General features: G+C 41.4%; 18 protein-coding genes. 12 read left to right on the top strand and 6 right to left on the bottom strand.

The features are described from left to right. The first annotated feature begins 182 nt into the window (after window positions 1-182). From IRY55_RS08995 to IRY55_RS08965, 7 genes are all read left to right on the top strand, one after another. Window positions 183-1,103 (top strand): DMT family transporter, encoded by a 921-nt coding sequence (locus IRY55_RS08995; protein WP_194562980.1) that lies wholly within the window; start codon window positions 183-185, stop codon window positions 1,101-1,103. 151 nt (window positions 1,104-1,254) lie between these two features. Next, window positions 1,255-2,889: a glycerol-3-phosphate dehydrogenase/oxidase gene (locus tag IRY55_RS08990; protein WP_194562979.1), complete on the top strand. Its 1,635-nt coding sequence runs from the start codon at window positions 1,255-1,257 to the stop codon at window positions 2,887-2,889. Window positions 2,890-2,901: 12 nt separating this feature from the next. Next, a complete protein-coding gene (locus IRY55_RS08985) occupies window positions 2,902-3,450 on the top strand; it encodes a glycerol-3-phosphate responsive antiterminator (RefSeq protein ID WP_194562978.1) in 549 nt (182 codons plus the stop codon). 149 nt (window positions 3,451-3,599) lie between these two features. Next, window positions 3,600-4,403 (top strand): MIP/aquaporin family protein, encoded by an 804-nt coding sequence (locus IRY55_RS08980; protein WP_194562977.1) that lies wholly within the window; start codon window positions 3,600-3,602, stop codon window positions 4,401-4,403. Between the two features lie 18 nt (window positions 4,404-4,421). Continuing rightward, window positions 4,422-5,918 carry a glycerol kinase GlpK gene (gene glpK / locus IRY55_RS08975; RefSeq protein ID WP_194562976.1) on the top strand — a complete coding sequence of 499 codons (1,497 nt, stop codon included), beginning with the start codon at window positions 4,422-4,424 and terminating at the stop codon, window positions 5,916-5,918. 146 nt (window positions 5,919-6,064) lie between these two features. Beyond that, the gene (locus IRY55_RS08970; protein WP_194562975.1) at window positions 6,065-7,060 is read left to right on the top strand and encodes a DUF2804 domain-containing protein; all 996 of its coding nucleotides are present in this window, start codon (window positions 6,065-6,067) and stop codon (window positions 7,058-7,060) included. Between the two features lie 77 nt (window positions 7,061-7,137). Continuing rightward, window positions 7,138-7,656, top strand: coding sequence for a YusW family protein (locus tag IRY55_RS08965; protein ID WP_194562974.1), 519 nt, complete (start codon window positions 7,138-7,140; stop codon window positions 7,654-7,656). Window positions 7,657-7,678: 22 nt separating this feature from the next. Here the strand turns inward: IRY55_RS08965 and IRY55_RS08960 are convergent, their stop codons facing one another. Together IRY55_RS08960 and IRY55_RS08955 are read right to left on the bottom strand one after the other, a co-directional pair. Then, entirely contained in the window at window positions 7,679-9,511 is a 1,833-nt protein-coding gene (locus tag IRY55_RS08960) for an ABC transporter ATP-binding protein (RefSeq protein WP_194562973.1), read from the bottom strand. Then, on the bottom strand, window positions 9,504-11,228 hold the full coding sequence (locus tag IRY55_RS08955) for an ABC transporter ATP-binding protein (protein ID WP_194562972.1): 1,725 nt from the start codon (window positions 11,226-11,228) through the stop codon (window positions 9,504-9,506). The genes IRY55_RS08960 and IRY55_RS08955 overlap by 8 nt, the downstream gene beginning before the upstream one ends. 160 nt (window positions 11,229-11,388) lie before the next feature. Here IRY55_RS08955 and IRY55_RS08950 point away from each other — a divergent pair, with 160 nt between their 5' ends. From IRY55_RS08950 to IRY55_RS08930, 5 genes are read left to right on the top strand one after another with little or no spacing between them, the layout of a single operon-like run. After that, on the top strand, window positions 11,389-11,766 hold the full coding sequence (locus IRY55_RS08950; protein ID WP_194562971.1) for a GntR family transcriptional regulator: 378 nt from the start codon (window positions 11,389-11,391) through the stop codon (window positions 11,764-11,766). Further along, complete coding sequence (locus IRY55_RS08945) at window positions 11,763-12,674, top strand: ATP-binding cassette domain-containing protein (protein ID WP_194562970.1); 912 nt, start codon at window positions 11,763-11,765, stop codon at window positions 12,672-12,674. The genes IRY55_RS08950 and IRY55_RS08945 overlap by 4 nt, the downstream gene beginning before the upstream one ends. Next, on the top strand, window positions 12,637-13,356 hold the full coding sequence (locus IRY55_RS08940) for a hypothetical protein (RefSeq protein WP_194562969.1): 720 nt from the start codon (window positions 12,637-12,639) through the stop codon (window positions 13,354-13,356). The genes IRY55_RS08945 and IRY55_RS08940 overlap by 38 nt, the downstream gene beginning before the upstream one ends. Beyond that, window positions 13,356-14,024, top strand: a complete 669-nt coding sequence (locus tag IRY55_RS08935; RefSeq protein WP_194562968.1) for a hypothetical protein — start codon at window positions 13,356-13,358, stop codon at window positions 14,022-14,024. The genes IRY55_RS08940 and IRY55_RS08935 overlap by 1 nt, the downstream gene beginning before the upstream one ends. 15 nt (window positions 14,025-14,039) lie before the next feature. Next, the gene (locus IRY55_RS08930) at window positions 14,040-14,633 is read left to right on the top strand and encodes a hypothetical protein (protein WP_194562967.1); all 594 of its coding nucleotides are present in this window, start codon (window positions 14,040-14,042) and stop codon (window positions 14,631-14,633) included. 43 nt (window positions 14,634-14,676) lie between these two features. Here the strand turns inward: IRY55_RS08930 and IRY55_RS08925 are convergent, their stop codons facing one another. The 4 genes from IRY55_RS08925 to IRY55_RS08910 all read right to left on the bottom strand — a co-directional run bounded on the left by IRY55_RS08925 (window position 14,677) and on the right by IRY55_RS08910 (window position 19,306). Then, window positions 14,677-15,351 carry an ABC transporter ATP-binding protein gene (locus IRY55_RS08925; protein WP_194562966.1) on the bottom strand — a complete coding sequence of 225 codons (675 nt, stop codon included), beginning with the start codon at window positions 15,349-15,351 and terminating at the stop codon, window positions 14,677-14,679. Beyond that, window positions 15,326-16,369: an ABC transporter permease gene (locus IRY55_RS08920; RefSeq protein WP_194562965.1), complete on the bottom strand. Its 1,044-nt coding sequence runs from the start codon at window positions 16,367-16,369 to the stop codon at window positions 15,326-15,328. The genes IRY55_RS08925 and IRY55_RS08920 overlap by 26 nt, the downstream gene beginning before the upstream one ends. 4 nt (window positions 16,370-16,373) lie before the next feature. Continuing rightward, window positions 16,374-17,543: an ABC transporter permease gene (locus IRY55_RS08915; RefSeq protein WP_194562964.1), complete on the bottom strand. Its 1,170-nt coding sequence runs from the start codon at window positions 17,541-17,543 to the stop codon at window positions 16,374-16,376. A gap of 101 nt (window positions 17,544-17,644) precedes the next feature. After that, entirely contained in the window at window positions 17,645-19,306 is a 1,662-nt protein-coding gene (locus IRY55_RS08910; RefSeq protein WP_194562963.1) for a DUF6583 family protein, read from the bottom strand. Between the last annotated feature and the right edge of the window lie 464 nt (window positions 19,307-19,770).

The following is a 19,770-nucleotide window of genomic DNA, read 5'->3' as shown; positions in this document are numbered from 1 at the left end:
TAAGAAAAAGCTTTTACAGAGCGGAACATTGTATTCTATTAACAACCTTTCAAAACTTTTTTCTTTTATTAATAACATCTGAAATATAATACGCATTTTTATAACTATGGACTTATATAACGTAACAATGTTAACGTAAAGTTACATGACGTAAAACGTCAAGAAAGGAGTTGTACGGACGAATGCTACGTGCAAAAGGGATTTTGATGATTGTGGTCGGAGCGATGTTTTGGGGCGCTACTGGACCAATGATGGAATGGATTTTAGATCAAGGGATGAGCAAGCAATTTTTACTCATTTTACGTTTGTTAGTCGCAGGAATGGGCCTTCTCGCAGTCTTAAAATGGAGAGGGGTCCGAGTACGTCGTCCGTTCGCTCAACCGTATTGGACACGTAAGTTAATTATTTTCGGGATTTTTGGAATGCTCGGAGTACAATATACATTTTTAGCATCGATTGATACGAGTAATGCTGTCATTGCAACGCTCTTTCAATTTTTAGCACCGATTTATATTATTTTATTCGTATCGCTCATTCAAAAAGCGGTGCCTCCTATCGCACAAATTTTAGGGATGCTCGTGACCTTAATCGGTCTTTTTTTATTGCTGACCGATGGCACTTTAGAAGGGTTTGCACTCAGTCGTGAAGCTGTATTTTGGGGCATAGCAGTAGGATTTGCATTCTCTTTTTATACATTATATCCAGCACGTCTCATGCAAGAGTGGGGAGTTTTACTTGTCGTCGGATGGGGAATGGTTATAGGAGGGGTCATCTTACTCATCTTTAATCCTATTACTTTCATTAAAGGCATTCCGACATTGTTCGATTGGCAAGTGGCGTTCATGTTACTCGGTGTCATTATTATCGGGACGATTGCTTTCGTTTTATTTTTAGGAAGCATGACATATATTACGCCTGTTGAAACGAGTGTGTTATCGAGTTTCGAACCGTTAACGGCGATGGTTATTTCAATTTTATGGTTTGGCATAAGACTTGGCACATTCCAATTAATTGGCGGCGTGACGATGCTTGTCGGCGTAACAGCGATTTCTTTAATTGGTAATAAGGTGAAGACACCGGAAGTCGAACTGAAAATTGAGTGACATCATTTTACTTTTTCAAGGCGGTTTGATATGATGAGAGTAAGTTAATACTGTATACGGTTTGAGTATAGAGAGACCTTTCACAGGAAGTGTGTTTTCCGCACTACCTTTGTTGAGAGGTCTCTTTTTTATTATAAAGGAGAGGGAAAATATGACAAAACAACGTGAAAGTATGATTAAACGTTTACAATCAGAGTCATTTGAAGTCGTCGTCATCGGAGGTGGAATTACAGGAGTCGGAATCGCACTCGATGCAGCATCACGAGGTATGAGTGTCGCATTATTAGAAATGGAAGACTTCGCACATGGTACATCGAGTCGTTCAACGAAACTCGTCCATGGAGGATTACGTTATTTAAAGCAATTTGAAATTAAAGAAGTAGCCGAACTCGGTCGCGAACGTGCGATTGTCTATGAAAACGGTCCACATGTAACAACACCTGTTCAAATGTTACTCCCATTTTATAAAGGAGGAACATTCGGTAGTTTCTCAACTTCAATCGGTTTAAAAGTATACGACACATTAGCGCAAGTGAAAAAGTCAGAACGCCGTACGATGTTATCACGTGAAGAAGTCGAACAAAAAGTTCCAATCGTGAAAAAAGACGGTTTATTAGGTGGCGGTTTATACGTCGAATATCGTACAGATGATGCTCGGTTAACGACAGAAGTCATGAAAGAATCGATCGAATACGGTGCAGTTGTCGCAAACTACGTAAAAGCGGAAAACTTCGTCTATTCTCACGGAAAAGTGACAGGCGTCGTCGCACAAGATTTAAAAACGAAAGAGTCGTTTGAAATCAATGCGAAAGTCGTCGTAAACGCAGCGGGTCCATGGGTCGATGAAGTGCGTGAAATGGATGGTTCAAAAGCAGGAAAACACCTTCAATTATCAAAAGGCGTTCACCTCGTCTTTGACCAACAAACCTTCCCACTTCAACAAGCGGTCTACTTCGATACACCAGACGGACGTATGGTCTTTGCGATTCCGCGTCAAGGAAAAACATATGTCGGTACGACGGATACATTTTATGAAGGAGATCCAAAGCGCATGACAGTCACATCGTCCGACCGTGCGTATATTTTAAAAGCGATTGAATACATCTTCCCAGATATTGAAGTGAAAGAAGAAGATATCGAGTCCAGCTGGGCAGGAGTTCGTCCGTTAATTCATGAAGATGGGAAAAATCCTTCAGAAATTTCACGTAAAGATGAAATATGGGTTTCAGAATCAGGACTTATGACGATTGCGGGCGGTAAATTAACAGGTTATCGTAAAATGGCAGAAACAATTGTCGATCGCATCGTGAAACAATTTAAACAAGAAAATTATATTTTATATACGAATAGCCGTACGAAACATCTGCCGATTTCAGGTGGTAAAATCGGAGGTTCTGATGCATTACCACAATTTATCGAAACAGAATCGAATAAATTAGTAGAACGTGGCATCGAAAAGAACCGCGCTGTTCATCTCGTTCGATTATACGGTAGCAATATCGGGCAAGTTGTAAGCTATATGGACAGCAATGACTCGAAATTACCAGATGATCTTTACGGACAATTAATGTACGCGATGGAAGCAGAAATGGCGATGACACCTGTCGACTTCTTATTGCGCCGTACAGGATACATTTTATTCAATATCGATTATGCATTAAAATGGAAAGACGAAGTGACGAATGTAATGCAACAGTACTTTGGATGGAAAGATGATATGCGCAATCAATATGAACAACAATTACGTGTAGAAATTGAACGAGCGACTGAAGCAATTGCTGAATAGTGAGGGAAGCGTATGCTAACGCAAAAGATATTGCCAGCGTTAAGACAAATGCAACAATTTGAAAAAATTATGGAATCATCTTTTCAAACTTTCGTTTTATTAGATGTTCACATTAGCCAATTAGCACTCATCCGTAGAGAAGCGAAACGTCGCGATAAAAAAATATTCATCCATGCTGATCTCGTGCATGGATTGAAGACGGATGATTTTGCTGCTGACTTTTTACTCCATGATATTCGACCAGATGGCATTATTTCCACCCGCTCGAATATTATTTTGAAGGCAAAAAAGAAAGATATCGTCGCCATTCAACGGATGTTTTTACTCGATTCAATGGCTTTAGAAAAAAGTTATTCACTCATCCGTCAAACAAAACCAGATTATATTGAAGTATTACCTGGGATTATTCCAGAAGTGATTACCGAAGTGAAAGAAACGACAAACATTCCGGTCATTAGTGGTGGATTGATCAATACAGAAGAGCAAGTGAAGGCAGCGTTACGTGCAGGGGCACATGCCGTTACAACGTCAAACGAAAGTTTGTGGAAAATAAATTTGTAGTTGACACAAAGGACCTCGTCACTTATATTGAATGTAAGTTAATACAAAAAGTGGCTGAGGATAGAGACCCCACACGAATGCATATTTAGGCATACGTGTGGGGTTTTTTCATTTCTCTGCCTCCCAAAATTTAAAAGGAGGAGAATAATATGACAGGATTTTTTGGTGAATTAATCGGTACGATGGTATTAATTGTATTAGGTGTCGGCGTTGTCGCAGGAGTTGTTTTAAATGATTCAAAAGCAAACGGTGGCGGTTGGATCGTCATCACGATGGGGTGGGGTCTCGGAGTAACACTCGGAATTTATGCATCGGCTCCGTTTAGTGCAGCGCATTTAAATCCAGCAGTGACACTCGGTATGGCAGCGATTGGGGAGTTCCCAACAAATGAAATTATGCCGTACATTGCGGGACAAATTGTTGGCGCTTTCATTGGTGCGGTAATCGTTTTCTTCGCTTATATTGCACACTTTTATAAAACAGAGGATAAAGAAACGAAACTTGGTGTATTCGCAACGATTCCAGCAATTCGCTCACCTCTTGCAAACGTTGTCACAGAAATTATCGGTACATTTATGTTAGTGTTAGCGATTTTATTTATCGGAGCGAATGAATTTACAGAAGGTTTGAACCCACTCGTTGTTGGGGCATTGATTGTAGCGTTAGGACTTTCTTTAGGAGGGCCTACTGGTTATGCCATCAATCCAGCGCGTGACCTCGGTCCACGTTTAGCTCATTTCTTCTTACCTATTCCGGATAAAGGTGATTCTGACTGGGGATATGCTTGGGTTCCAATCGTGGCACCAATTCTCGGAGGAGTGTTCGGTGCACTCTTTTATAAACAAATTTTCTTACAAGAAACATCGATCGCGTTTTGGATTGTCGCAGTGTTGATTGTCGGTATTCTTATCGCGTCACTCTTCGATACGAAAAAACGAAGCGCTAACTTTTAATTTAAAGGAGGAACTATTATGACAAAAAATCATTATATTTTATCATTAGACCAAGGAACGACAAGTACACGTGCGATTTTATTTAATAAACAAGGTGAAATTCACTTTACGAGCCAACAAGAATTTACACAATATTTCCCAGAGCCAGGTTGGGTTGAGCACGATGCGAACGAAATTTGGAGTTCGGTACTCAGTGTTATTGCAGGCGTATTATCGAAACGTAACATTCAACCGGACCAAATCGAAGCAATCGGAATTACGAACCAACGTGAAACGACAGTCGTATGGGATAAAAATACCGGAGAACCGATTTACAATGCAATCGTTTGGCAATCGCGCCAATCGGAAAGTATTTGTCATGAATTACGAGAAGCGGGCTTAGAAGATGAAGTTCGTTCACGTACAGGTTTACTTGTAGACCCTTACTTCTCAGGTACGAAAGTGAAATGGATTTTAGACAATGTAGAAGGGGCTCGCGAACAAGCAGAGGCAGGCGAGCTATTGTTCGGTACGATCGATACGTGGATCATTTGGAAACTTTCTGGTGGACAAGCACACGTTACAGATTACACGAACGCGTCACGTACATTAATGTACAACATTCATGAACTTGAGTGGGATGACTTCTTATTAGAAAAATTAACCGTTCCGAAAAGCATGTTGCCAGAAGTAAAACCTTCTTCACATGTTTATGCTGAAACATCGACAGATCATTTCTTCGGTCGTGCTGTACCAATCGCAGGAATTGCAGGTGACCAACAAGCAGCTCTATTCGGTCAAGCATGTATCGAAGAAGGTATGGTGAAAAACACATACGGCACAGGTTGCTTCATGCTCATGAACACCGGCGAAAAAGCAGTACAATCTGACAACGGTTTGTTAACGACGATCGCTTGGGGATTAGACGGTAAAGTAGAATATGCGTTAGAAGGAAGTATTTTCGTGGCGGGTAGTGCGATTCAATGGTTGCGCGACGGACTTCGTATGTTCCGTTATTCACCAGAAAGTGAAGAGTATGCACGTCGCGTTGAATCGACAGACGGTGTCTACGTCGTCCCTGCATTCGTAGGACTCGGTGCACCATATTGGGATAGCGAAGCGCGTGGGGCAATATTCGGTGTCACACGTGGGACGACGAAAGAACATTTTATCCGTGCGACACTCGAATCACTCGCTTACCAAACGAAAGACGTGCTCGATGCGATGGAAAAAGACTCAGGCATTTCATTAAAACGTCTCCGTGTTGATGGAGGAGCGGTCGGCAATAACTTGCTTATGCAGTTCCAGTCAGATTTACTTCAAGTGCCAGTGGACCGTCCAATCGTTAAAGAGACGACAGCACTCGGTGCCGCATATCTCGCAGGTCTTGCAGTTGGATTTTGGAAAGATAAATATGAAATTGCAGCTCATTGGAAAGTCGACGAAAAATTCGAACCAGAAATGGAAGAAGCGCGTCGTGATGAATTGTATGATGGATGGCAAAAAGCGGTAAAAGCGACAATGATGTTTAAATAGTAGGAATAGACCTCTTTGAATTTTTCAAAGAGGTTTTTTCATATGCTTCTTATACAATAAATGGAATAATTGTGCAAGTTGGACTACAGAAAAGCATTTTAAAATCTGCTACAATGGGAGGAGAGATAAGAAGGGGAGAGATGCGTATGGAGTTACTCACATTATGCGATGCAAAGGGAAAGTTGAATATGCAAACCGTTGGCTATTCACCCATTCCGAAAATTGATGCAAATGTGAAGCGTCGTCTTTTCCGCAGAAAAAATTGGAATCATTGGATTGTTTACGGGGAAGAAGCTGTTCTTACTTTTTTAATCGCCGATTTTAGTCATACGGTAGTAGGGATTGTCACTTTTTTTGATTTAGAAACCGATCGTTTTTTGATGGAAAAGGTAGACCTAACATTTAATCGACAAATGACATTAGGCACGCATCCGTCTCATTCTTCCCATTTCATACATGATGGCTTAACAATTGAATGTGTGCGTGAAGAAGCAGTGACACATTTATTAGCGAGAGTATCCTCTTTCGATGGAGAATCATTCCAAACAAATTTAAAAATTGAACATCCGACGCAAGATGAATCTCTTAATGTGGTCATTCCGACGACGGTAGACGAGTATCAAATGACTTCGAAACAGTTCACTCTGCCGACCTCAGGTACTGTCACATTAGGTAATCGGGAGTATCATTTTCACCCAGAATATAGCTTTTCTGTCGCTAATATGATGCGAGGCATTTGGGGAAGGAAAGTGGAATGGTGTTGGGGAGTTGCTTCTCAAAGAGTAGGCGATGAGCGAATTGGTCTTAATTTATCGAATGGTTGGACAGATGGAAAAGGATATACGGACAATGGTGTCGTCATTGATGGAAAATTACATATCATTAATGAAGAACTGCAATTTCTATTCAATCCACAAAATATGAGTGAAAAATGGGGCATTAAAACAAAATATTCTTCACGTGTACAATTGACGTTTACGCCTTTTTTCGAAGAGCAAGACATATTGAGAATGAAGTTAAGTAAGTTAAAGGTACAACGAGTAAAAGGATATTTTGATGGAATTATTGAATTAAATACAGGTGCTCCGTTGCGTATTCGTCAACTTTTAGGAACGATCGAATATGCAGCAGGCAAGTGGTAATGTTTAAAGAAGTGAATATGGGGAAAACACTCACTGTACACGATTGAAATCTTTATTTTGAAAGGCAGTGAAATCGTATGAAAAAACAACAACTAACGATGAGTGCATTGATTTTATCAGGAGCACTCGTACTCGGAGCTTGTGGCAATGATGGAAATAAGGAAGCACCAGAGCCAAATCAACAAGTGACCCCACCGACAACAGAACAAGAGGATAATACAGTGGAGACTCCAGAAGTTGAAACTGAAAAACCAGCTGTAGAATCTCAAACAGGAGAAACAACAGCAACAAACTTTGAAAAATTTGAAGTTGAAATTGACGTAGATGGTAAAGATGCGATCGATTTAGAATATGATCAAAAAGATCCAAAAGATAATGAATATAAAAACTATGTCACAAATGAAGCATTTAAAGGCGAAGACGCTACTGCCAAAGTAGAAGAGTTCGTAAATGCTTTGAAATTGACAGATACAAGCAGTGAAGAAGAAGTAATCGCTGAAGTAACGAAAGCGTTAGGCATCGACGCTTATTCGAAAATTGAAGTCGAATACAAATATGCAGACGGTACGAAAGTAGAAGTAAAAGATAAAAAATAACGAATGAAAATGGCGGTTCTCATCATAGAGAGCCGCCATTTTTTTGTTGTTGCAACATGTCGTAATAAATGCCACGTTTTTCAATGAGTTGTTGTTGAGAGCCACTTTCGACGATGCGCCCATCTCGTAAGACATAAACCGTATCCGCTTGACGAACAGTGTTCAAACGGTGAGCGATGACGAAGCTTGTCCGTCCTTCCATCAATCGTTCGAGCGCTTCTTGAATGTGCAATTCCGTTAACGTATCGATACTACTCGTCGCTTCGTCTAACAGTAGGATCTTCGGATTGGCAACAAATGCACGGGCAATTGATAACAATTGTCGTTCACCTTGCGATAATTGTCCGCCATCTGATTCAATCATCGTATCGTATCCATCAGGCAGTTTCATAATGAAATTGTGTGCGTTCGCTCGTTTTGCGGCTTCGACAATGTCCGATTCCGTTGCGTCGAGACGTCCGTATCGGATGTTATCGCGAACGGTCATTTCGAATAAAAAGGAATCTTGCAAAACGAAGGCCATTTCACTTCGTAAAGAAGAACGGGCAATCGTGTCGATCGGTCGTCCGTCGATATAAATCGTTCCGGAAGAAGTATCATAAAATCGACTAATGAGCTGCATAATTGTCGTTTTTCCTGCACCAGTAGGACCAACGAAGGCCACCGTTTCACCACGTTTCACGTGAAACGATAAATCGTGAACGATTGTCGTTTCATCGTACCCGAACGAAACGTCCTCAAATCGAACATCTCCTTGAATGACACCACGCTCTAATACGTCACCATCATCTTTTTCTTCCTCTTCATCCATTAAAGCGAAGACACGCTCCGCTCCTGCTAAAGCGGAAAGAACGGTATTAAATTGATTCGCTAAGTCGTTTAGTGGTCGAGTAAATTGACGTGCGTATTCGGAGAAAATAACGATCGTTCCAATTGTCACGAGTCCATCTCCTCGTAGAGCGAGCCATCCTCCGACACCTGCGACGATTGCGAATGAGGCGTTGTTTAAAAAGTTCATCACTTTCGGAATGTATCCCGAATGCGTATGTGCCCAAAAGCCGCGCAATTTTAACGCTTCACTTTTTTGTTGAAATTGTTCTAACATGCGTGCTTCTTGCGAAAAAGTTTTCACGACGGCTTGTCCTGAAATGGATTCTTCGATAAAACCGTTCAACTCTCCGAGTGCACGTTGCTGTTCTTTGAACAAAATCCCTGTACGTCGCGTAATCCAGCGCATCGATAAAAACATCACTGGAATGATCGTCATCGTGAGCACGGTAAGAAGTGGGCTTAAATAAAGCATGATGGCGACTGTCCCGGTCAATGTGATGATACTCGAAAATACTTGAATGAACGAGGAGTTCAATGTTTGGCTAATATTATCGATATCATTCGTTAAACGGCTCATAATTTCCCCGTGTTGGCGCTTATCAAAAAAGGAAATTGGTAACTTTTGAAGTTTCGCAAAGAGGGCCGTCCGCAAACGATAAACGGTCTGTTGGGCGATGCCAGCCATCCAATAGTTTTGACCGTACATCGTTAAAGAGAGTCCGAAATAAATCGCAAGCAATAACAAAAGCATTTTGCCGAGTCCATCCATTTGTCCAGGAACAATATATTGATCAATGATCATTCCGAGCAAAAAGGGTCCAGCTAAAGCGAGTAAGGAGCTGATTAAGACGAGTGCGAGCACTGCAATGAGTAAGAGACGCTGTTCATCGACGACATCCCAAATGCGCTTTAACGAAGCTTTCCAATCGCTTGAACGTTGTTTCTTTTTTGGCGTTGCGCCTTTTTGTATTTGTTCTTTCGTTAATAATTTAGGATAACGAAACGGTTTTAACCATTCACTCATCTTCCTTCCCCTCGCTTTCTTTTTGAGATGCGATGAGACGTTGGTAAAGTGCTGAGCGTTTCGCTAATTGCTCAGACGTACCGTAGTCGACCACTTGTCCGTCTTCCAATAATAAAATCGCATCCGCTCGTTCGGCCGTCATCACTTTTTGAGTAATGATGATCGTCGTCACATCGAGTGTTTGGAGCGCATTTAAAAATTGTTGCTCAGTTTGAATGTCCAAAGCGCTCGTACTGTCATCTAAAATGAGTAGTTCTGGCTTTCGAATGAGTGCGCGCGCAATCGAAATGCGTTGCTTTTGTCCGCCTGATAAATTGACACCTTTCTGTCCGATGACGGTGTCGTACCCGTTCGGAAAAGCTTGAATAGCGTCATGAATTTGAGCGTTCGTTGTCGCTTCAATTAACTCATCATCCGTTGCATGAGGTGCACCCCAACGCAAGTTGTCCGCAATCGTCCCGGTGAAAAGTAAAGACTGTTGTGGCACGTAGCCGATCAGTTCGCGCAATTGCGAGAGCGACCATCGTTGCAAAGGCTGTTCTCCGAGCACAATTTCCCCTGATGTCGGAGTGAACAGGCGCGGAATAAGCTGCACGAGTGTCGACTTACCAGAGCCAGTCGCACCCATAATCGCCAATGTTTCGCCACGCTTTAATTCGAAGTTAATATTGCGTAGCGCTTGACGGTCACTCCCTTTATAAGAAAATGACCCATCGTGAAAGCGGAGACGCTCCCAATGAGGAATGTCGTCTCGCTCCCTTTTGACGTCTTCGAGCGATTCCACAACGAGCACTTCTTCAATTCGTTCTGAAGAAGCTTTCGCGCGTGAGAAAATCATAATTAAAAATGAAAACATCGAAAATGCACCCGTCATACGGAGTCCGTAGTTTAAGACGGCGACGAGTTCACCGACTTGAATGGATGATGTTTGAATTTGTTTCGCACCGAACCAAAGGACTGCCATTAAGCTTGCGTTCATAACGAAGAGCAAGACAGGCAAGATGAGTTCCATCGTTCGCAAAGCGCGCACCGTATCTTTTTGTAATGCTTCGGCTACTCGATTGAAGCGGCTCGTTTCAAACGCGTGACGCAAATACGCTTTCACGAGTCGCATCGCGCGCAAGTTTTCTTGTGCCATGCGGTTGACGCGATCTAATCGACGCTGTACCGATGCGAAAATAGAGACCCCTTGTTTCACCATCACCCATAAAAAAATAGCTAAAAAAGGAGCGGTGACGAGAAGTAAAAGTGCGAGTTGAACGTTGACGAAAAACGCCATCATTAAACTACCGATCACGACGAGTGGTGCGCGCGTCATAATGCGCAAACTCATAAAAAGGAAGTTTTGAATGATCGTGACATCATTCGTTAAGCGTGTAATTAAACTAGAAGATTGGAATGTTAAAAAAGTAGCGAGCGTCATCTTTTGTAAATGACGAAATGTCGCGCTGCGCACATCGTAAGCAAAACTTTGCGCAACGTGGGCTGAAAAGTACGAGTTCACAATACCCGAAACGAAAGCGAGTACGGCAAGCCCCATCATGATGCTTCCCCACGTAATGACGACGGATGAGTCGTGCGCTGTAATACCGTCATCGATAATTTTAGCGATGAGGAGCGGTTGAATTAATTCGACGCTCAATTCTAAAAAAGTTAAACAGAGCGCGATGATAATAGGAATTTTATAAGGACGTGCATAAGAAAAAACAGTTTTCAAAAAACAACACCTCACTTAAATGCGAATCATTCTCACTATTATCGCACAAAAAAGGAAGTGGTGGCATATAAAAATGCTTGCGTCATTCATCGTTGTATCGTATAGTTAAGTCAATCAGTACATTAGTTGAGTAACGTACTAGGTTGGAGGTGAGAAGGAAATGCTTGATGCGACAAGTACAGAGCCGATTTATCAACAAATTGCGAATTGGTTAGAAGATGAAATTTTACTCGGACATTTAACAGAAGATGCGAAAGTGTATTCCCAATATCAGCTCGCTGAACTGTTTCAAGTGAATCCAGCAACAGCAGGGAAAGCGATCACATTACTGCTAGAACAAGATCTCGTCTATAAAAAACGCGGACTCGGGACGTTCGTGAAGGAAGGAGCGCAACAACAATTGAAAATGAATCGAAAGACGACCGTTATTCAGTCGATCATTGATGATTTAGTTGAGCAAGCGAAACTTCTCGGATTAACAGAACATGATGTTCAGCAAGCGATTCAAGCGAGCTTTCAAAAGGAGGAAAAGAAATGATAGAGGCAATCCAATTACGTAAACGTTATGGAAATAAAGATGCGTTGAAAAACGTCACCTGTCACATTCCGAAAAACAGCTTCGTCGGTTTAATCGGTCGTAACGGTTCGGGAAAGACGACATTTTTAAAATTGTTAGCAGGAGAATCGACACCGACATCAGGTCAACTATTCGTCGGAGGAGAACAGCCTTTTGACAATATTCAAGTGAGCGCGAATACGATGTTGATCGACGATGAATTTAATTTAGTCGACAATGCGCGTTTAACAGAAGGGCTTGACGCGATGGCGCATTTCTATCCGAAATTCGACCGTCTTTTAGCGGAGCGATTGTTAGCGTATTTTGAAATTCCGACGCACGCTCGCCAGTCGAAATTGTCGAAAGGGATGAATATGACGTATCGTTTCGTCCTCGGTTTATGCGCGCGCACGGATGTTACGTATTTTGATGAGCCGACGAACGGTATGGATGCGAGTGTGCGTAAAGATGTGTATCGACTATTGTTGAAAGATTATGTCGAACATCCGCGTACGATCATCGTATCGAGCCATCATATCGAAGAGCTCGAACAACTGTTATCATACGTCGTCGTCCTCCATGACGGACAGACGGTTTATGTCGACGAAGCGGAGCAACTTCAACAACGTTACGTCGAATTGATCGGTTCTGCAGCTACGATTCAATCGGTCATTGCGAAAAGCCAAGTCGTGACGACATTCGGAGAAGCGCCCGTCCAACACGTCATTGTGCCGAATGAGCTAACAGCAGAAGAACGTCATCAATTGCAACAATCGAATGTGCAAATAAAAGGAGTCGGACTGTCTGACGCATACATTTACATGACAGAACACCGCAAAGGGGGAATCGATGATGTTTACAACGACTATGACGCCGACTCAACTTTATAAACAACAGCTTCAATGGATGATGCGCACCTATTTTAGTGCAAGCGTCGGGACGATTTTATTATTCCAAGTCGTCGGACTATTTTTTAAAACGACACAGTATTCAAGTGATGAAGAAAGTAGCATTGCCGTCGTCAGTCAAAGCTTCGACTTCAACTTAATTATGATTTTCATTTGGAGTTTCGCCATCAATGCGATTTTGGCGAATAAATTAACGGAACGTCTCATGTTTCGTTTCATTTCGACGAAGCGCGTTCACCATTTAGCGAATGTGACATTCAGTGTGACGCAAATGATGATTGGTTCCTTTATTCCGTTACTATTCATTTCATTTGCACCGTTATTGAAAATGTTTTCAGATGACACGATCATTATGGCGTATCCATTTCTCATTGAAGACCCACTACTGTACGGGTCATTATGGTTAAGAGTTTTCGGATATAGTTTAATTGCTGGATCTTTATCTTATTTTATCGTTTCATTTTATCGATACTCAGCAAAACTATTTTTCGTCACCGCTGGGATTCTCTTTATTCTTCAAATTATGAATTTACCTGCTGCGTTTATCATTTATTTATTTGAGTCTGCAACGGATGTTGAACAGTTCGGAAAGGGAATGGTTGTGGCAGTCGTGTTATACACAGTCAGTTATTTATTTAGAAAGCGGACGGAGGTGCGTTCGTAATGTCGATCTTTCCAGTAGCACTCTTATTGTTAGTAGGTTTTCTTTTCGCGATTATGGCTTTCATGTATATTGCTTTTAAAAATTATTCGATGACGAAATATGTGACGACGGCAGCATTACTCACTTGTTTAGTATTAGCCATTGTTACACCGTTTCTCGTAGAGACGACCCCGTTAAATGCTTATGAAAAACGACCGATGGAAGCGATGGTACCGGAATCTGACGAAACGTACACATTCGATTTAAGTGGAAATGAGTTGTATTTAGATTTCGCTTCCGATGAATTAGCAGAGGAATTACGATTAGGAGAGAAAGGGAACATTTTAGGAGTAAGTACACAGAGTTACTCCGTTTATTGGGAAGAAGTCGATCAAGTGCAAGTGAGCGTATCGAAAAGTAGAGAAATTTATATGAAAGGTTACTTAATCGATGAATACTCTCATGTTGAAGCAGTGTCATTTAAAGACGACGGATTGTATGTAGAGCCATCAGAAGAGCAAAAATTACATGCTTATACAATGTACGATTTAAGCTCCCTCTTCAAAGAGCATGACGAGGAGGAGTATTGGATGAATGTGTACGTATCCAGTCCACAAATTGATATTACTGTCCCACTCGGAACGAAAGTCACGACGAATCCAGCACTTGCAGATCCGACATCACCCTAGAAAGGAGGGACCGCTTTGCTCGGTATAAATCTCGTATTTTTAATATTGACGATAGGGGTTCCGATTTATTTTTGGAGTCGGTTATCAAAGCATTCAACATTACGCGTTCCTTTTTATCGGTGGAATAGTATGTTTATAGTTACGTTCGTCTTTCTCTTCATCGGTGCGATCATCGCGCCATTTATCGTCAATGTGACGAAGGTGGAAGATATTATAAAAGAAAGTGTGCCAGAAGATGTAAGCTGGAAGACGCCTGATGAAATGTATCACTTCGACGTGAATGCTAATTCTTCCATAAAGTTGGACATCCCAGAAGGACTCTCGTATACGATTGAACAAAGGGAAGAAGTGAAAGAATTAACGGTTCACCTTTATCAAGAAGCTTTTATTTATGATGAAAATGCTATAACAAGTTGGGGAGAGCCGTGGACCGTTACATTGCGTCATGACACATTAGTTGTCGAACGCCCGACCTTTCACGAAAGTTATTGGATGTATCGTCTTCCGATTTTCGCCCAGCAAGAAGGGCAGTTAAGTGCTACTTACTATTATGCACGAGGAGCATATGTAGAAATTCTCGTGCCGCCACATGTCCAAATGAATGAATAAAATACGTACCTCTTCACGTCTGTGAGGAGGTGCGTATTTTTCGTTAACGAAGTGAAATCGTGTCGATTCCTTTCGTTTGGAGCAATTGAGTGTAAAACAAATCATCGCCTACATTAAAAATCGTATCGGCTAATGCGGTCACTTCTTCCATATCGTGTGAAATGTACAACATCGTCATGCCGAACTGATCACGTAAAGCGAGAAGTGCTTGTTGAATTTCAATTTTCGAACGTAAGTCGATGCCGACAGTCGGTTCGTCAAGCAGCAGGAGAGCGGGCTGATGAATGAGTGAGAGCGCTATGTTTAACTTGCGCTTCATCCCGCCTGATAAATGTTTCGCTTTACGATCCCATTCTTCGAGTGCGACACTTTTTAAAATCGCTCGTAACTGTTCGTCGCTGCGCCTAATGGGCGAAAGTTGTTCGAAAAAGCGCATATTTTGAGCAACGGAAAAATCTTCCCAAATGGCCAGTTGTTGAGGAACGTATCCAATTTGTTGGCGAATCGTTTTCGCCTCTTGCTCATAACATCGTCCGTCCCAAGTGAGCGTGCCACTGTCAGCGTGCAACAATGTCGCAATGATATGAAAGAGCGTCGACTTCCCCGCGCCATTTTTTCCGATAAAACATGCGATCTCTCCTTTCGGAATCGTGAACGAGACGTCGTGAAGGACGGTTTGTTGTCCGAATGCTTTATGAAGATGTTGTACGTGTAACATCGAGATTCTCCTTTCGTATCGCGAACATGAGTGCGAGTAAACAAGAGACGACGAGACTCATCGCGAACGTTCCTCGCAATAGCGCGGCGAACGGGTGCCACGTCGCGAATGTCGTACTTGCTGTTGCGATCAATATGAATAATAGGACGCTCGCTGTCCGATGAAGCGCTCGTGTCGTATGAAACAATGTGAACACGAGACCAATTCCGATGAACAAGGTGAAGCGGTACGTCACGACGGTCCAAAGGGACGAAAAGTCTAATAATCTATAAGCGATGCCATCTGTGAGAAGAGCGATTCCGTTAAGAATTGCCCATTGTCGCCAAAATAATGAAATGCTTGATAAGCGACTAAACGGGAAGCGCCATCGGAGTGAGCTTCGTATTAATGTCCAAAGAGGGAGTCCGATTATATATGTCCCGATCATCGTGAAGATGCTCCATAACAGGAGGGGCGTTGTCGGCTTACGTTGTTGTTCATTATCGCTAAATTCATCGTGCAAAACGACCGTTAGCAATTGTCGCTCTCGTTCTGCTTGCATCGATTGTTGTGCGATAACTTCATGATCGACTGGACGATTTACAATGTGTTCAATCGCGATTGCTGCACGCTCCCGCCCTACAATTTGTTGAATGTGAGCGGTGATGATTTCTTTTGCAGTGCTGTACCCGAACGATAAGTTAGACGTATAACTTTCGACGATTGTTTGTCGTTCTCCTTTTGCAATTTGTTCATCAAAAGAATGTTTGAATAAGAAGACACTATCTACTTCATGCCGTTCAAGCGCGCGTAAAGCAGCGGAACGATCCATTTCGCGTACGTCGATATAAGGAGCATCGTGAAGCGCAACGAGTAAATCGTTCGAAAATTGTTCCGTACTTTCATCGACGATTGCGACAGGAATGCGAAACTCTTCTGTCGTTTGAAAGATGAGTTTTGTGAAAAGTAATGTAACAGCGAGTGGCAACAGTAATAATAACCAATGCCACCACCGCCAATGAAAACGTAATAAAGCCATCGTATTACTTCACCTCTTTCTGTTGACGCCAAACGATGAGCCATAAAAGTGCGAGCATGCCGAATGTTGTGATGCTGACCGACCATTGCATCGAAAAACTCCCCATTAAAAAGAGCTGACGTATCCCTTCTGTCAATTCATTTAAAAAAGAGAAAGAAACGACGGGCTGGAGTTGCGCAGGTAAATAGAGCGGTGGAACAATGAATCCACTCATCCCTAACAATAAAACGATGCCGAGCACTTGGGTGGAAGTTGCTAAAAATCGAAAACGTTCCATAATGGAGATGAAAAAAAAGCTCATGTTGGTCGTAAGTAACATGGCGAATGCGAGAGAAAGAACGTCCGACGTAACAAAAACGATTGAGCTTAAAAGTAACAAAATGATGATGCCGAGAAAACTCGTCATGAAAACAAAGAGCGTAATAACGATTCCTTTTGCGCTTTCTATTGAAAGTGGTGAGACGTTCAATAGTTGAAGACGCATCGTAATAGAAGGGGGCAACGTGCCGTGGAAGAAGCGATATAGAAGCCACGTCCAAATAACGAGTAATCCGAATAAAAATTGAATCGCGAAGTAGTGGACTGGAGAATCGGTCAATGGATTTACAATTTTTTCTTCTTCGAGCATCGCATCTTTTCCGAGCGTGAATAAACTATAACTCATAAATTGTTCAAATAATAACTCATCCCGTTGCGCTGTAGACCATTCGGCTTCCTTTGCGTATTGGTCGATGAGTAAAATATTCGCTTGTGACGTATTAATATGTTGCGCAACGGTTTGTGCCAAACTATAGAGCAGTTCTGTTTCTCGTTGTTTTTTATCATTTCCGATGACATGAAGTTCAATCGCTTTTCCGTCATAAAGCGCGCGTGTAAATCCAGTAGGAAATTGCAAAGTACCACCGATTGTATTGTGATGCATTGCATTCTCGCTTTCTTCTTTAGACATGCTTTCGAAGTGGAGCGGACCCTCAATTAATTGACCGTCCGTTAAAGCGGCAAGCAATTGTTTCGTTTCACTTGACTGATCTTCGTCGACAATAGCAAAGCGAATCGGCTCATGTTCATCAAAGGAAAGCAATGGAATAATCGTCCATAGTGCGAGCATTATGAGTAGGAAAGGAAACGATAAAAAAGCGAAAATTGTTAATTTTTGTCGTTGTATCAGTTGCATAAAATGCTTCATAAAATAAAACAAATGTTGCATATGAACCCCTCGCTTTCCAATTAAAAAACGGAACAGGTTTTCACCTATTCCGTTTCATCTTTCCCGAATTATTCGTTTCCGAACATTTCTTGCATTTCTAATTTCCACTCTGCGAATTCTTCATCTGTCATTTCGATGCCATCTTCCGCAAGTTCAGCACGCATCTCTTCAAAATCTGCGTCTGTAAATTCCATCGTTGGCTCTTCATCCCAAGCGCCTTCCATATCGCCATCGAACATAGTTGTCATCATAAGCCCTTGTAAAATTTGGCCGACTTCTTCAAATTCTGTTTCGAGATATGTTGTAATTTCGTCTTGAGACATGTCGTTTAAGTTACGAATATTGTCTGTCGGGTTTTCAGAAGTAGCCTTAATGCGTTTCGTATCTGATTCTACGATGAGCGCAACGTCTTCTACTTTAATATCTTCGTAGTTAATGCCGACACGTTGAGAGCTCTTCATTGCGTCTTTGCTATATTCGTTTTTACCTGACCAAACGAGTTCGCCTGCGATCGCCATATCCGATTGAACGCTGAACGTATATTTGTAATCACGCACGTCTTTTTCAAGCGTTTCATCTGCTGTGTATGTTAACGTACCGAGGTCTTCCACTGCGAAGTCGATGCGGTCAGCTGTAATTTTGCCGTCGAATTTCGTTTCACCTTGAATTGTGAAAGCGTTCGGTTGTTCAACTGAACCGAATGCGTACTGGAATGTGTGACCGTCTTTTTTGCGTAAATGATTACCTTTCACTTGTACAGCTGTTTCTTCGTCATCAGCCATCGTAAGTTCACGTTTCACGATGAAGTCGTCCGCAATCCAAATTGTTGACACGAGATGTGGCTTTTCAGTTGATTGTTTCACTTCTTCAATCGCTTCGTTAATATCGTTATTAAAATCTTTCATCATTTCTTCTGGTGATGTCATTTCGAACATTGCGTTTTGCGTCATCGATTCTTTCACCATTTTTTGAATCGTCTTGTCATCGCGTACGAGTTCAAGAATAGCGACTGTCGCTTTTTTTAATTGTTCTGGACCGAGATCCATCGTAATTTTTTCAGCGTTTAGTTCTTCAGATAAAACAGTAACTTTTTCTTTCGTCGACGTGAATGCTTCGTCGTCTAAGTTTTTATACAATGTTTTTAACATCGCATCTTGCACATGTTTCATATCTTTATCCGCAGGCAATGTGTTTTGATTGAAAAATTGAGTAAAGTCGATACTCATTTCTTCTGTCCATTCAGGGTCGTTTTCTTTCATTAATTCGTTCACTTTTTTATCGTTGATCGTTAAAACTTCAGATAAAAATGGTAATTGAACGAAAAGGTCGTGCTGTGCGAGGCGAAGATAAATGTTGTCGAGTGGCATTCCGGCAACTTCACCTTTTACACGAACATCCGCTACTTTATTTTTCATATCAGACTGTGACGTCATTTCGATATGAGAATCTTTAATGAGATCTGTCGGAACGTCCGCGAGTAATGCTGACTGGCTATTCATATCAACTGTCATTTTTGATTTTGCTTCGACAGGATGTTCCATCGTCATGTCGTAATAATCAAGTTCTGGTTTATAACGATGTTTGAAATCGTCCACCATCGTTTGGACGGATTTAAATTCCGCTTTGAAATAATCTTGTTTTGTTGAACCGCCTAAAAATGCAAAGGCAAGGGCTCCACCGCCTACAACAACGGCAATAATAAGTGCGATCATACCTGTTTTCTTATTCATTCTGTCACTCCTTTTTATTGAAACGCTTTTAAAAGTATAACGTTTTCGTCTATTCTTTACGAGAACTATTTCAGAAGGTTTCAAACTATCGAAAGTTAGAATACTTAGACCTATTTTTAGGTGTTTAAAGAAGTTTAAATAGGTCTTAAAGACTTAAGTTAAACTTAGTCATTATTAAACATAAAGATTTTGATAAAAATGACACTAGTTCTTTTTAACCGATATCCATTTATAAAACGATATAGGTAGGTGAGGTTATATATCTTGTTTTTTATAAAAAACAAGACTAAAGAATCGTTTTTAGTAAAAAGGAAATGACATCTAAAAACAAGATGAAAAACTCATGAATAGATATTCAGTCAAAATAATGATAAAAACAAAGCAACTTTATCATTATTTGTAACCATAAAATTACATATTGATATATCTTTTCACTTGGTTGGATAGTTCCAGTGAAACATGAT

The organism is Savagea serpentis, from assembly GCF_015351395.1.
Taxonomy (GTDB): Bacteria; Bacillota; Bacilli; order Bacillales_A; family Planococcaceae; genus Savagea; species Savagea serpentis.
This window is presented reverse-complemented; position numbering and strand designations above follow the sequence as displayed.

Bases quoted from the DNA above. Each gene is read 5' to 3' on its own strand.
- IRY55_RS08995 (WP_194562980.1), top strand. From the start codon at position 183: ATGCTACGTGCAAAAGGGATTTTGATGATTGTGGTCGGAGCGATGTTT.
- IRY55_RS08990 (WP_194562979.1), top strand. From the start codon at position 1,255: ATGACAAAACAACGTGAAAGTATGATTAAACGTTTACAATCAGAGTCA.
- IRY55_RS08985 (WP_194562978.1), top strand. From the start codon at position 2,902: ATGCTAACGCAAAAGATATTGCCAGCGTTAAGACAAATGCAACAATTT.
- IRY55_RS08980 (WP_194562977.1), top strand. From the start codon at position 3,600: ATGACAGGATTTTTTGGTGAATTAATCGGTACGATGGTATTAATTGTA.
- glpK (WP_194562976.1), top strand. From the start codon at position 4,422: ATGACAAAAAATCATTATATTTTATCATTAGACCAAGGAACGACAAGT.
- IRY55_RS08970 (WP_194562975.1), top strand. From the start codon at position 6,065: ATGGAGTTACTCACATTATGCGATGCAAAGGGAAAGTTGAATATGCAA.
- IRY55_RS08965 (WP_194562974.1), top strand. From the start codon at position 7,138: ATGAAAAAACAACAACTAACGATGAGTGCATTGATTTTATCAGGAGCA.
- IRY55_RS08960 (WP_194562973.1), bottom strand. From the start codon at position 9,511: ATGAGTGAATGGTTAAAACCGTTTCGTTATCCTAAATTATTAACGAAA.
- IRY55_RS08950 (WP_194562971.1), top strand. From the start codon at position 11,389: ATGCTTGATGCGACAAGTACAGAGCCGATTTATCAACAAATTGCGAAT.
- IRY55_RS08945 (WP_194562970.1), top strand. From the start codon at position 11,763: ATGATAGAGGCAATCCAATTACGTAAACGTTATGGAAATAAAGATGCG.
- IRY55_RS08940 (WP_194562969.1), top strand. From the start codon at position 12,637: ATGTTTACAACGACTATGACGCCGACTCAACTTTATAAACAACAGCTT.
- IRY55_RS08935 (WP_194562968.1), top strand. From the start codon at position 13,356: ATGTCGATCTTTCCAGTAGCACTCTTATTGTTAGTAGGTTTTCTTTTC.
- IRY55_RS08925 (WP_194562966.1), bottom strand. From the start codon at position 15,351: ATGTTACACGTACAACATCTTCATAAAGCATTCGGACAACAAACCGTC.
- IRY55_RS08920 (WP_194562965.1), bottom strand. From the start codon at position 16,369: ATGGCTTTATTACGTTTTCATTGGCGGTGGTGGCATTGGTTATTATTA.
- IRY55_RS08915 (WP_194562964.1), bottom strand. From the start codon at position 17,543: ATGCAACTGATACAACGACAAAAATTAACAATTTTCGCTTTTTTATCG.
- IRY55_RS08910 (WP_194562963.1), bottom strand. From the start codon at position 19,306: ATGAATAAGAAAACAGGTATGATCGCACTTATTATTGCCGTTGTTGTA.